Annotated in this window: 13 protein-coding genes; 7 read left to right on the top strand and 6 right to left on the bottom strand. The window is 47.7% G+C overall.

The window, feature by feature from the left end:
* Positions 1 to 88 precede the first annotated feature (88 nt).
* Positions 89 to 244, top strand: a complete 156-nt coding sequence (locus EPA93_RS48335) for a hypothetical protein (RefSeq protein WP_165423071.1) — start codon at positions 89 to 91, stop codon at positions 242 to 244.
* A gap of 124 nt (positions 245 to 368) precedes the next feature.
* Here the strand turns inward: EPA93_RS48335 and EPA93_RS13315 are convergent, their stop codons facing one another.
* Both EPA93_RS13315 and EPA93_RS13310 read right to left on the bottom strand, forming a co-directional pair.
* Positions 369 to 1,112, bottom strand: coding sequence for a VOC family protein (locus EPA93_RS13315; protein WP_129887993.1), 744 nt, complete (start codon positions 1,110 to 1,112; stop codon positions 369 to 371).
* 602 nt (positions 1,113 to 1,714) lie between these two features.
* Complete coding sequence (locus EPA93_RS13310) at positions 1,715 to 2,950, bottom strand: HAD-IIA family hydrolase (protein ID WP_129887992.1); 1,236 nt, start codon at positions 2,948 to 2,950, stop codon at positions 1,715 to 1,717.
* 635 nt (positions 2,951 to 3,585) lie between these two features.
* Between EPA93_RS13310 and EPA93_RS13305 the strand changes: the two genes are divergently transcribed.
* Entirely contained in the window at positions 3,586 to 4,659 is a 1,074-nt protein-coding gene (locus tag EPA93_RS13305; protein WP_129887991.1) for a Gfo/Idh/MocA family protein, read from the top strand.
* Between the two features lie 75 nt (positions 4,660 to 4,734).
* Here EPA93_RS13305 and EPA93_RS13300 read toward each other — a convergent pair whose 3' ends face one another.
* A complete protein-coding gene (locus tag EPA93_RS13300; protein ID WP_129887990.1) occupies positions 4,735 to 5,220 on the bottom strand; it encodes a GNAT family N-acetyltransferase in 486 nt (161 codons plus the stop codon).
* A gap of 304 nt (positions 5,221 to 5,524) precedes the next feature.
* Between EPA93_RS13300 and EPA93_RS48330 the strand changes: the two genes are divergently transcribed.
* The 4 genes from EPA93_RS48330 (at position 5,525) to EPA93_RS13285 (ending at position 7,487) form a co-directional block, all read left to right on the top strand.
* The gene (locus EPA93_RS48330; protein WP_165423070.1) at positions 5,525 to 5,692 is read left to right on the top strand and encodes a hypothetical protein; all 168 of its coding nucleotides are present in this window, start codon (positions 5,525 to 5,527) and stop codon (positions 5,690 to 5,692) included.
* A complete protein-coding gene (locus tag EPA93_RS13295; protein ID WP_242527494.1) occupies positions 5,668 to 6,369 on the top strand; it encodes a class I SAM-dependent methyltransferase in 702 nt (233 codons plus the stop codon). The genes EPA93_RS48330 and EPA93_RS13295 overlap by 25 nt, the downstream gene beginning before the upstream one ends.
* 370 nt (positions 6,370 to 6,739) lie before the next feature.
* Positions 6,740 to 7,069, top strand: coding sequence for a hypothetical protein (locus EPA93_RS13290; protein WP_129887988.1), 330 nt, complete (start codon positions 6,740 to 6,742; stop codon positions 7,067 to 7,069).
* A 40-nt stretch (positions 7,070 to 7,109) separates the two neighbouring features.
* Positions 7,110 to 7,487, top strand: coding sequence for a hypothetical protein (locus tag EPA93_RS13285; RefSeq protein WP_129887987.1), 378 nt, complete (start codon positions 7,110 to 7,112; stop codon positions 7,485 to 7,487).
* A gap of 86 nt (positions 7,488 to 7,573) precedes the next feature.
* On the opposite strand, the gene EPA93_RS13280 is transcribed toward EPA93_RS13285, so the two are convergent.
* Together EPA93_RS13280 and EPA93_RS13275 are read right to left on the bottom strand one after the other, a co-directional pair.
* On the bottom strand, positions 7,574 to 8,431 hold the full coding sequence (locus EPA93_RS13280; RefSeq protein WP_242527394.1) for a carbohydrate ABC transporter permease: 858 nt from the start codon (positions 8,429 to 8,431) through the stop codon (positions 7,574 to 7,576).
* 3 nt (positions 8,432 to 8,434) lie between these two features.
* The gene (locus tag EPA93_RS13275; RefSeq protein WP_207229531.1) at positions 8,435 to 9,439 is read right to left on the bottom strand and encodes a carbohydrate ABC transporter permease; all 1,005 of its coding nucleotides are present in this window, start codon (positions 9,437 to 9,439) and stop codon (positions 8,435 to 8,437) included.
* A gap of 504 nt (positions 9,440 to 9,943) precedes the next feature.
* Between EPA93_RS13275 and EPA93_RS13270 the strand changes: the two genes are divergently transcribed.
* The gene (locus EPA93_RS13270; RefSeq protein ID WP_129887986.1) at positions 9,944 to 11,251 is read left to right on the top strand and encodes an MFS transporter; all 1,308 of its coding nucleotides are present in this window, start codon (positions 9,944 to 9,946) and stop codon (positions 11,249 to 11,251) included.
* A gap of 9 nt (positions 11,252 to 11,260) precedes the next feature.
* Here EPA93_RS13270 and EPA93_RS13265 read toward each other — a convergent pair whose 3' ends face one another.
* The gene (locus tag EPA93_RS13265) at positions 11,261 to 12,625 is read right to left on the bottom strand and encodes a hypothetical protein (protein WP_129887985.1); all 1,365 of its coding nucleotides are present in this window, start codon (positions 12,623 to 12,625) and stop codon (positions 11,261 to 11,263) included.
* Between the last annotated feature and the right edge of the window lie 290 nt (positions 12,626 to 12,915).

Here is a 12,915-nt window from a genome sequence, read left to right as displayed (position 1 = left end):
TTTCCAATCGTGTATAATAAGAAGATACAGATGTATGTCTGTTCTTTCGAAACAGTGCCGGTTTTTCAATATCAACAAGGAGGTTGCTATGGAAACGCGTATTCCGTTTCAGTTAACGCCGCAAGAAGATCAGGAAAGGGATCAGTTCGAGTTAGATATACGCATTGAGAAACAGGAACCTGAAGAAGTTTTTATTGTGACAACGGATAACACCTGTATCTTCGATATCTGCCGAACCTTCTGAGGCAGGCTATATCTCTTCTCTTTTTACTAAGAGAAGAGATACATACTAGTCTCGCCCCCCATGAGCTATCTCAGGTGGATGGCTCATGGAGGACTTTACCAGCCCTATTCTGATGATTTATCTGCTAATTTTTGCGCGAATTTACCCTGATGGCGTAAGGATAAGGCGAGAGTTGAAGCTCTTGCTCCTGTCGGCCGCTAATTGTAAGATGCACAGGAGCAATAGAGGCCAGTACTGTCTCTGTAGGCATCCAGGCATGGCCAGTCCTGACGATTACCAATTGCCCGTGAGCATCACCAAGATAGGCGAAATCTCTACTCGCTGGACGCGAAAGCGGATAGGGCTCAAGCCCCACCTGCTCTTGTAGCTGCCTTGCCACATCAAGTACATCCTCGGCCGGCAGGCCAATCTCGCTTACGCTGAGTATCGAAGATGCCCCAAAAGGTCCAGAAATTTCTTGCTCCAGATCTTCATATACAATGAACTTGAGAATATTGTTAGCAGCATCAAGGCAGTAGAAAGAGCGCGCCCTGACAACCGGAAAGTAGACTTCATCTTCACCCTTCTTTCCCTGCACGCGGAGCGGCGAATCGGCGGGGAGCACAGGCAAAGACTTTGTAATAGGCAGCAAAGGGATGCGTTCACGTACCCAGGCTTTTGCCTGAATAAATGCGTTGCGCGGAATCGCAAAGGCTATGTGGTAGAGGCTCTCCGCCTCCACTTCCTTAAAATGTAGGAGAGTTGCCCCAGCTTGAAGCGTAATGGAATCATTTGTCTCAGCCACCATCGGTAGGCCAAGAATGTTCTGATAGAATACTTTCTGCCTGGCAAGTTGCGGCGTTTGTAAGATCACTTCCTGAATATCCATAGCTGTTCCTTCTGCTCATTCCAATTCTATAGCTTATTCGTCTTCTAGCAGCATTTACATCAAATCAGTTGAAATACTGATTTTTTTGGGAATACCCCAAAGCAGGCTAGGAGAGATCCCTGGAACCCTTGTCATCGCTTTTCAACCTGATTTGATATTATAAGCTGCTTTTGTACTTCTGCCTTGAGTGTATACTGACTTACTCATATATAACAATACATAAATATTCATGTAATTATGCAGCTATATTCATGAAACAAGGAAAGCAAAAAGAATACCTGGAGAAAACCGCTGTAAGGATGGATAAGTTCTACTATTGTGCAGTATGGTTTTGCGATAGGTGAGAAGTCAATGCAAGCAAAAGATATTAAAAAGTTACCAGAGCTATTTGCGCAGCATTCCACGCTGGCTACCCACTTTTCAGCACCAGGAAGCCGAGGATAAGAGCAGCATGTCTGTGCTACTGATCTTCTGACTGCGCTAGAAGATAGTTTTCGGATTGCCCCCATAAAATTCCGGCAGGCAATCCATTGTTTTGCCAGCTAAAGCCTTTCTCAAGGCAAGCTCATACCAACAGCGTTCCGCCTGGCAAACTATAGTATTTAGCGCACAACAACATTCTGGCTCAGCATATCGCTTAACCAGTGGCGCTGTTGCCTACTGAAAGGTTCTGGCGGATTCTGCGGATCGGCAAATCTCAATGATGTTTCCGCCGGCGGCGCGCTCCGCTTCCTCACTACCTCACAGATAAAGCAATTCACGATACCATGTACCACCTCACCGGAAGGCAGCGTCATCACCTGCGTCTCTGGCTCTGAATAGAGCCCACACAGCCTCTGTACGCTCACCTGCAGCCCCGTTTGCATCTCCACCTCTCGACACACCGCCTCCTCTACCGTCTCACCCGGTCCCACCATGCCCAACGGCACTTGCCAGGCTTCACCCTCTCGCCGTAAGAGCAGCACCTCACCATCACTATTGCGTACAATAGCTGCCACAGCTGGAACTACACGTTGCGGCCAGTCATACGAAACTGGTTCCCATTTGCGTACCGTATAATCCGGGTCAAAGAGCGCAGCCAGATTCGGAATATAGCCATCAGGCTGACGTAGATCGTGAGCTCCCGGATAAAGCCGTGTCCCTTCGCTCAGTTGAGAGATCATCATAGCCGTCAGGCCCGCACGATGGGCCCCCAGAATATCGCTCATTGGATTATCACCAATCATCAAAATGCGCGACTTATCAATATGAGGTAGGCCTAGTTGTGCCTCATGGAACATAGTAGGCGCCGGCTTCCCAATAATCAGCGGAAAGCGCTCTGTTGAGGTCTGCAATGCGGAGATTACCGCCCCTGTCGCAGGAGATGGTCCACCCTCGTCAGGAAACCAGGCATCCACCATCGTAGCCACAAAATGAACCCCCTGACGGATAAAGCGCGTAGCCCATTTAAGCTGCTCATAATCGATATCTGATTCGCAACCCACCACTACCGCTTCAGGATCTTCATTTGTCGCGCTTATTCCTAGCTCGGCCATCTCAAGCAACATATCAGCGCTGCCAATTGGATAGACCTTACGAATACCTTGTTGCTGCAGGTAGAGACAGGTGGCCCAGCTTGATGTAAACATCTCCTCTTTATATGCCTCAATGCCCATATGCTGTAAACGGCTGATCAAACCATCACGCGTTGGGCAGGGATTATTGGTAAGAAAGCGAATTGACTTGCCCAACGAGCGCAGGCGCTCTAAGGAGGGGATCACATGAGCAAGTACCTGGCGTCCTACATAAATAACGCCATCCATATCAAAGAAAAATGCGTCGAATTGATCTGCTAGCAAAAGAATAACCTCTACTCAAAAAGCTCTGAGATGACCAGAAGGAGTTTGCTTTTTACCTCGCACATCCTTCCGGCACAAATGAATACAACCTATGTATAGACAAGCAAGCCAAAAAGAGAAAGGATCGGCCCGCTCAACAGTATTTTGCAGTCACTCAATGAGTTCTGCTTATTATAGTTTAGAGCTTTTTTTCAGCGAGGGGAAGTGCCAAACACCAGGCAAGCGCAGCACCAATTTATGGGCCCGCTTGTTCACAGAGGGAGGACTGACTCTCCTAGAGATTCTATAATCCCTAACAATACAATATCACTTCTCTCACCTTTCATAATGCTCATCATCATAGCTATACGAAGAGACAGAGATAGGCCTTGCCGGCACTTATAAATCTACAATTGATTTAATATATTGGTATAGCAAAATGCTTTTTTTAACAAAAGAAGTGCAAGACTAATAATTGAGATCCTCACGAGTGAAAGGGTTGACTAGGATGAGATTTACATGTTATATGTAGCAATAAATATGTAATCGCCCTTATAACAGGTAGGGATTGTTGCTGAAGTCGTAGAAGATATGGCGAGCTCACATATATATTATCGAGTAACCTCAAGAAAAAAGCGAGAGAGGAGCATAGATATATGGAGCGCTATCGAGTAGCGATTGTCGGTACCGGTGGAATTGCCGGGAGCCACATGCAGGCCTGCCAGGAGCTGAGGGATCGTGTAAAGGTTATCGCGGCAGTAGAAATTGATCGCGCCAGGGGCGCAAGCTTTTGCGATCAGTATAATATTCCTCGACTCTATACAGATGTGACGGAGATGCTTGAGGCTGAGAAACCTGATCTAGTCCAGATCGCCACACCCCCGGCGACGCACTATAGCCTGGCCCTTCGTTGCCTGGAGGCCGGTGCATGGGTTTTATGCGAAAAGCCGCTCTGCACCTCTCTCGCTGAGCTGGATCATATTGCTCGCATAGAGAAACAGCACGGTATCTATTGCAGCAGCGTCTTCCAGTGGCGCTTTGGCTCGGGAGCAAAGCATCTCCGGCACCTGATCCAGACCCGCACCCTGGGTCGTCCGCTCGTGGGCATTTGCCAGACCACCTGGTATCGGGACCAGGCCTATTTTGAGGTTCCCTGGCGCGGCAAATGGGCAACAGAGGGAGGAGGCCCGACGATGGGACATGGAATCCATCTCATGGATCTTTTCGTCTGGCTGCTTGGTGACTGGGATGAGGTCTGCGCTATGGCAGATACGCTTGATCGGGCGATTGAGGTCGAAGATGTTTCTATGGCAGTGGTGCGTTTTAAGCAAGGAACGCTAGGAAGCATTGTCAATAGCGTTTTGTCGCCTCGCCAGGAGAGCTACCTACGCCTGGATTTACAGCAAGCAACTGTTGATCTGCGGGCTCTGTATAGCTATACTAATCAGGATTGGCGCTACCACGTCATTGAGCCAGGATCTCAGGAACACAGCAGCATCCCTGGAGAGGTCGTCGCTTCCCATGCGGCCCAGCTCGCCGCATTGCTAGAGAGCATGGATAGGAAAGAGCAGCCCGTAGCAAGCACGCTTGCCGTGCGCCCAACGCTCGAGCTCATTACTTGCATCTATAAAGCGGCGGCCAGCGGCCAGACGATTCGCAGCGGATCTATAGCAGAGAGCGATCCCTACTATTATCATGTTGCCGGTAAGCGGGAACCACAGCCACAATGAGAACCTATCGTATTCCCAGAGCATTCTTCACATCCCTGGACATTTCGTGCGGCCCTGGAAGTTGTCAGCTTTACATCATGTAATTTGTTTGAGCAACATAATTTCATAGGGCCTGAAACCGGCGCGCTGATAGACATCGAGCGCCTGTTGATTTCTGGCCAGAGCTTCGATCTGTAGAACGCTGATCCCTTTCTGCCTGGCAAATTCTTCGGCCCTCTGCAAAAGCCGAGCTCCAATCCCACGCTCCCTATACGCTTGCAATACAACAATGTCTGATATATACACGTACTCCACAAGGGAGGAAAGATAGGTCTGATCACTATGCACCGGTCTGACGTTGATAAAACCGACAACTTTCTCAGCTACTTCGGCGACAAATATCCTGCTTTCGTCGTGCAGATGCGCCTCTTGCATTTCTTGAAAGTTGCGTTCGACAATACGCTCGCCCTCTATACGGTCTGCCTCCAGGCCGCGTTCAAATTCTTGTAGCTCTATAATGCACTGTTTTATCTGCTCTTGATCTTTTATCCTATAACCTCTGATTGTAACATCTGTGCTCATACGTTTTTCCTTTTACACTTAGCACGTCATCCAGCAGCCTCAAAACACTATTTTTCTCTAGAAAATAAGCCACTACTTTTTGAGCTTTTTTTAGCGTAGCATACTTCTTCTACTTTATCAAGCATACTTCCTGGAATCTGACAACTTTTCTCGTAGTGCGAATAGGAGCCGGAGAACGACAATATATAGACAGAGATGATACGATATGTTAGAGTATGGAAGCAATCCCAGCGGCAAATAGTCCAGATAGATTGGGAAAGAGGTGTAATCCCAAAAACGGGCAATGAGGTAAGGGAGGCTCTACATGGAACAATCTTCATCCTATGTTACTGATGCCGAAAATATGGCAGAAATGGCTCGTCTCATTAAGCAAGCGCGACAGGTAACGCAGTGCATGGGTCTGTTACCGCAAGAAATCCCAGAGCCAACAAGCGTGCTGGATCTAGGCTGTGGCCCGGGGAGTGGGCTCTAGGCCTGGGAAAGCTGCTGCCGGCCTGTCAGGTCACCGGAATAGATATCAGCCGCATTATGATCAGCTATGCAAAAATCAGTGTTCAAGAACGCGAGCAAGGCAATGTCAATTTCCATGTGATGGATGTGCATCAACCGCTAGCTTTTCCCGACGCCTCCTTTGATCTGATTCACGCTCGCTTTTTAGTCGCTTTAATGCGCACTACTGATTGGCCAGCCCTCCTTAAGGAATGTCTGCGTCTATTACGTCCCGGTGGAATTTTATGTTGTGTAGAGGGCGATAACGCCGGGCTCTCCAATAGCCCCGCCCTGCAACAACGCCAGCTGCTGATGACTAATGCCATGCGTCAGGCCGGCTACTGTTTCAGTCCGCTTGGCATCTCCTTCGGTCTGCTGGCAGCCCAACCACGCTTACTTAAGCAAGCTGGCTTTGAAAGACTTGAACAGCAGGCATATGTACTCAATTGCTCAGCCGGAACCCCTGCTCACGAATCAGCCTGCGACAACTGGAGAACTATGCTCAAGCTGGTTGATCCCTTTCTGCTAAGACAGGGCGTGGCTACGCAAGAAGAATTGGATCTTCTCTACGAGCAGGCCATGCAAGAAATCTATGAGCCGGATTTCGATTGTGTCAGCCTCATTCAGAGGTTATGGGGCTATAAACCAGCTCTCTCTTGAGAATAATGTTGGCCCTGAAGCCATTCTTATTGAGCAGTGTCTTGGTGCTAAGCGGTCCTATCTCCTCGTTGATCCTAGCGCTGGCAAAACCACGAGTATCCCACCTCCGATAGCACCGTTTTTGTGCCTTTTTTTGAGAGAGGAAAAGTTTTTATATCTTCAGCAATCTGCCACTGTCTGAGATACTTTTCCTCCATCTCAGGTTGTTTTTGCACATACTATTGCTTTCTTAGCCCTGGTTACTTTATACTTAGAGAATATATTGCTCAGCTTCAGACCTATGATACGTAACGTGAGTTCCCGTGCCGCATAGTACAAGCATTTTCTTTCAGATCACTTGAATGGTTATGAGTGAAATGGAGGTTTCACCTTGCACGCCGAATTCAGGTATACCAATAATGCAGAACGAGAACACGATCCTCTGGCTCCCCAGACGCTTGGCTGTAGCGTTTCCGCGATCCTCGCCGCCCCCATAGTCTTACTTATCAAATGGCTCTGGCCTTCTGCCATCCCTTTTCAATTATTCCAGTTCTGGACCTTCCACGGCCCCTTTAACCAGCTCCTGTTTGACTTGCTGCCCTTAATTGTGGGCGTGGTCATTTTTCATCTCTTGAGTATTCCCTTCTATAAGCAATGGTTTGCAGACTTTGACCCCGCATGGATGAAGGCTGTCCATCAATCTCGTTGGCGCCATTTTTGAAGAGATTGGGATCAGATGGATTCTCTTTTACCTGGCTATTGTGATTGTTGCTATAGCCAACTTCTTCTTTCTCGGCTTTCTGGGCTGGAATATCCTGCAGTGGTTTACGCTCCACATCGCCGTGCCTTTCACGGATATTGTCACGCTGGGCAGGCTGCATCCCATACTGTTCAACGCACATTATGGCTGGGCAGTAGTAGGAGCGCTCATCTACACGACAGGCCAAAATAAGATAGGGCTCATCTATTCAAACCCGCTCGGAATGCTCTGGGCCTGGTACAAGGGCCTATTCCTTTTCTTGCTCATGTTTCAGTATGATATTCCGCTGGCTATGCTTCTAAATATTGCTGACGTCCTGATTCGTATACTTGTCTCTTTAATGATTACAGGCGTTGCTAGCTTAAGCAAAAGCAATTAAGCCGCAATCCAGATACCTTGGTCCGCTGCCCTCAAGGCAGCACAGCCCAACAATACGCTTGTTTTACCAGCCTGGAGCGATGAGAACTATCCCTTCAAGCCAGAGGTAGCAATACCATTTATCAGCATGCGTTGGAAAATAAGGAAAAAACCGAAGATAGGCAGCAGCGAGAGCAAGGACATCGCAAAGAGCGCGCCAAAGTCTGAGGACCCACTGCTATCAAGAAATGAGCGCAATGCTACAGATACGGTATAACTTGCCTGATCGTTTAAGTAGATCAATTGGCTGAAGAAATCGCTCCAGGTCCAGATGAAGGTGAAGATGGCGGTTGTCGCCAAGGCCGGAACTGCCAGGGGCAGAATAATGCGCAAGTAAAGCTGGAAGTAGCTGCACCCATCAATGCGTGCGGCTGCATCCAATTCACGAGGAATAGTACGTATGAACTGCATAAGCAAGAAAATAAAGAAGGCGTCTGTGGCAAAAAACTTAGGCACGATCAAAGGGAGAAAAGTATTGACCCAACCAAGTTTTTGAAACAGAACGTATTGAGGAACAACTAATACATGGTAGGGCAACATGATTGTACAGAGCATCAGCGCAAACCAGAGCTTTCTACCTTTGAAGCGCAAGCGTGCCAGGACAAAGGCTGCCATTGAGCAGGAAATGACATTGCCGATCACCGCTCCTACACAGACTATCAGAGAGTTCCAGAAGAAGGTACCAAAGGGATACTCCAGGGCATTCCACCCATTCATATAGTTGTCAAGAGTTAGTGCTCGGGGCCACAGACTGATATCGCTCAAGATCATAGAGGTGGGCTTAAACGAAGAGGCAAGCATCCATAGGAGCGGATACAGCATAATAATCGCTCCACCAATGAGCAGCATGTGCCTAAATAGCCCTGACAAGCGCTTGCCCTGCCTGGTAAATGCTGCTTGTTTCATTGTTTAATCCCTTTCATCCTGATAGTAGACCCAATACCTGGAGGTCAAAAAAGCTACAGCTGTAAAGAAGGCTATTGCTAGCAATAAGACCCAGGCCATCGCGGATGCATAGCCCATGTGGAGATTGCCGAAACCTTCTTGATAGATATAGAGGGTGTAGAAGAGTGTGGCATCCGCCGGACCTCCGGTTCCCCCACTGACAATGAAGGCCGGGGTGAAAGCCTGGAAGGCGTCGATAGTCTGTAGGATCAAGTTAAAGAGAACCAGGGGCGTTAGCAACGGCAACGTGATTGTGAAAAATCTTCTTATCTTCCCGGCTCCATCTACGGCGGCGGCTTCGTGAAACTCCTGGGGTATCTGCTTTAATCCAGCCAGAAAGATGAGCATAGGTGAGCCAAATTGCCAGACGGCCAGGATAATCAGTGTAAAGAGCGCGCGATCAGGGCGAGCCACCCATCCACCTGTATCACTTATCCCTAATAGTCCCAGAAATTGGGACAGCAGTCCATCAGCCGCGAAAATCTGGCGCCAGAGAATAGCCACGGCTACGCTTGCTCCAAGCAGGGAAGGAATATAATAAATTGCGCGATATATCCCTAACCCACGCAGGCCTTTATTAAGCAGGAGGGCAATACAGAGGGCGAATGCCAATTTCAATGGCACTGAGAGAAAAACATAAACCAGCGTAACCCTTATTGAGTTCACATAGCGCGGGTCCTGCAGCATGCCCAGATAATTTTTGTTACCAATCCACTGCGGAGCCGATAATAAGTCAAACTGGGTAAAAGATAGATAGAGTGAAGCCAGGATGGGGCCCAGCATGAAGAGGAAAAAGCCAACAAGCCAGGGAACAAGAAATAGATAGCCAGCGATGGTTTCCTTAGCAACACTATGCAGCCTCAGGCACTTTTTGCTAGCATGTTTATGCCACAAACCCTGGCGCATATCCTTTCGCTCCAGTTGTCTGATGCCAGCCGCTATGTGCCTTTTCTGCCTCTTTGGCTTCATGTCACCTCCCTTTTCACTCAACTCCTGGCCCCATTTCATGGTGATTTCTTAACGTGCACCAGCAGATTGTAGTATAGCCTTACTTACATAGTACCAGGGCCAGCGAACACAAGCGCAGCAAACAAAATAGGAAGGATATGCCTTATTTTAAGAAGAGCTGGGAAAGCGACGTATATCTCTTATCCGGCATACTAAACCTATCTGAGTAATTCATAACATATTACTACTTCTCATTCAAATTGTACTTTTGTTCTTTTTCCCATCCATATTAATTTGGATCTTTTTTCTAAGCAAGAATAGCTATTATTCTTAATATCTATTATCATCGCCGTAAAAATTCTTTTGCCTCGTCTCGGCGAATTACACTTCGTGGCCTGCAGATAGCATCCCTGCTCTTATGTAGAGTATTTATGTCTTCCCATATTTTATTTCTATCAAAAGATATTTGATATTATACTACTTATTAAAATCAACTTGATAAAATTTAACGGCGAGAGATATTTAATGCATATTTTTTATGCCTTCAGAAAACCTGCTTTTGCGCTCTTGTGGAGTGGACAGGTCATTTCAGCATTTGGGGATCAACTATTTAGTGTCGCCTTTTTATGGCTTACAACGAAGCAATTAGGCGAAAGTGCAGGCGTCATTTTCGGCACGGCTTCTCTCTGCGCCCTTATCTTTGGCCCATGTAGTGGAATTCTTGCCGATCGTTTAAATCGGCGCAATCTCCTGATTGGCGCTGACCTGGCACGAGGTTTTCTGGTAATCCTGCTGCCTCTCCTCTTGTGGCTTCATATGTTTGAGATATGGTTTCTCATTCCCATTATTCTCATAAAAGAGCTTCTTGCAACCTTTTTTGAGCCAGCACTGACCGCGAGCCTTCCTATGCTCACCGATAATACTAAAATTCTTTACGCCATAAACAATCTCATGGATATGGCAAAGCGCTTTGCGCGCATGCTCTGCCCTGGTATAGCTGGCCTTCTCCTCCTCTATCTCTCCTTTGCTTACTTTTTTACGTTTGACACGATTAGCTTTGTTATCTCCGCCTTTGTCTTCCTCGCGCTCGGCCCCTGCTTTCGTGCAGGCTCATCGTGGCCGCCACTGACAATTGGACAGAAAAATCGGCATATGCTCGGAGATTTACGAAAAGATCTAGTACTAAGTAGTGCTCGAGCGTATCAGAATCGCCAATTTTTCAGGGCCGTGCTTTCCCTCGGCATAATGAATATAGCCTGGAGCATCATCTATATCATCGGTTTGCCTCTCTGGACGCAAAGGGTCCTGCATGCCTCTCCGGCCATCTTTGGCTTGATTGCCAGCGCATATGGGGCAGGCAACATTGTCGGCATCTTCTTGAGTACGTTAAGAAGGTCTCTCTCGCTACGCGGGATGTATATAGGAAAAGCCTTTCAAGGCCTGGGCTTCATCTTGCTGACCCTCGCACCTTCTAGCTCCATCGCCATGGGAGTTACGTTTGTGAGCGCTTTATGCGGTTCATGGGGAGAGCCCAGCATAACCCTTATGATCCAGACAGAGTTTTCCCAGGAGCATGTCGGGAAAATCTATAGTTTACGTAGTTCGTTAGGACAGCTTGGCCTGACCCTGGGAACCATGGCCGCTTCCCTTGTCTATTATATATTTAACGTTACAACAGGAATCATCATGAGTGGGCTCTTCCTAGTTGCCATCAGCATACTCTGCCTGGCCTTGCAGCGCTCACCTACGAAAAGCGATCATCAAATGACAAAGCTATATAATTCCGACAAAGTACCGGCATTAAGAAGCCCATCGACAGTTAAGCGAACGTAGCATTCTTTCTCAACTTTGCTGGCATTGATCAGGAGCTACTCCTTGGGCACCAAGCAATGCCTGAGTTAACAGCAGTGCCACCTCGTCGGTCGGTTTATCTACTGCTCCAAAGTGAATGCACGCAAATCCGCATGGATTTTGTGCATAGTCATAGCCAAGCATGCCACCCGGGAGCCCATCAAGATAGGGATAGAAATAGCGCTGGCTGGGAAGTTGATATACGGCTTCATGAGCAAATTGCCTGGCCACAAATCCTTGATCCCAAAGATAGCGCATTTGCCAGCTTGAGCGGCTGAGCGGAGATACGGTTAGCATGCTAGCAGCAAGCTCCCTGGGGTCCCGCAAATTGCGTAACCAGTACAGACCGGTGTTGATGCACCCGGTAGAAAGGCCGTCCAGCTGGCCAGGCTGGCGTCCCCATACATCCAGATACTCTTTGCTATGATCCTGGTCTGCCACAAATACCAGATTGTGCTTCTCAAATGCCGCCAGCGCATCATCGAGAGGATCAAGCACAAAAACGTCATCATCCATAAAACAGTAGACCTCGGGAGGGTAGAGTACGCCGATACATGTCTTCATGACAAACCAGTAGCGTCTAGCCCACTCAACCAGCCGTTGTCCTCCCAGGATGCCAATTGCCGCAAGCACATCTTGTGTCGGGATAATCTGGGCAAAAGGGAGCAAGCTGGCATAGAGCCGACGCTGCTCTTCATTCCACTGATAGTCCCCAAATATGAGTACTTGCGAGGGCTGATAGCCATTCAATATCATACTATAAATCGCTAAAACAGTAGAAAAGGGCATACGTGCATCAAAATACATTTTAAGAGGGGGTCCATTTGGCCTGGAAAGGCGCTGCACTACCAGCGGGAGATAGGAACGCAGGAGGTCATGAGAGGTCTCTGAAGGAACATCTGAAGAGACAATCCGAGCTCCCCAATGCCAATTGCCCATTTGCTGCCATTGGGCAACTTCCAGGTCATCCCCATTTTTTACCTCAAGCGTGTGACGCGAGAGGGGATGTGAGGTTGTATCTGCATAGACAATCCGCTTATTTTGTCGAATAATACAGCCATTATCATGCCAGAAAACAAGCGTTCCACTCTCATTAATTCGTAGCCGAAAAACTATATGAAATCCGCGCATTTGCCCTCCAGATGAATGCGGCCCCCAGTAGCGCAGCTGACCGTCAAAGAACCGGCCCCAATCAATGAGCAGGCATAGATCAGATCGTAAAACTCCCCAGGTTGTCTGAGGGAGCATTGACATAGGTAGTGCATCCCACTCCGGCAAAGAGGTCCATTGGCCATTAACCTGTTCAACGGGACGAGGCCATGAGCAACTGACGAGTGTAAAAGGTGGTGTGTACATCTGCTCCCCTGATCTTATCAGTATCTTCTCTACTCTCCGTTAAAACATGATTTTCTTGCTCTCTAATTATATCATAGTATTTTTGGGACTAAATATAAATATCCAGAAAAATGAGAGTGAAATTTACTTAGCGATTTTTCCAGCAAAATTTTCTAACTCTACCCAAAGGAGGTTTAATAGCTTTCCCTCACCTCAAGAGATGCAGTTGCTACAGCGTAGAAGAATATTTCAGTATCTTTTAGCTACATCAGGCAATACAATATTTTCATGTTAATGAGGCTATATCTATA

Origin of the sequence: Ktedonosporobacter rubrisoli (genome assembly GCF_004208415.1) — a bacterium.
In the GTDB taxonomy this organism is placed as follows: domain Bacteria; phylum Chloroflexota; class Ktedonobacteria; order Ktedonobacterales; family Ktedonobacteraceae; genus Ktedonosporobacter; species Ktedonosporobacter rubrisoli.
Note: the sequence above shows the minus strand (reverse complement) of the source record. Positions and strands in the feature narration are given on the sequence as shown.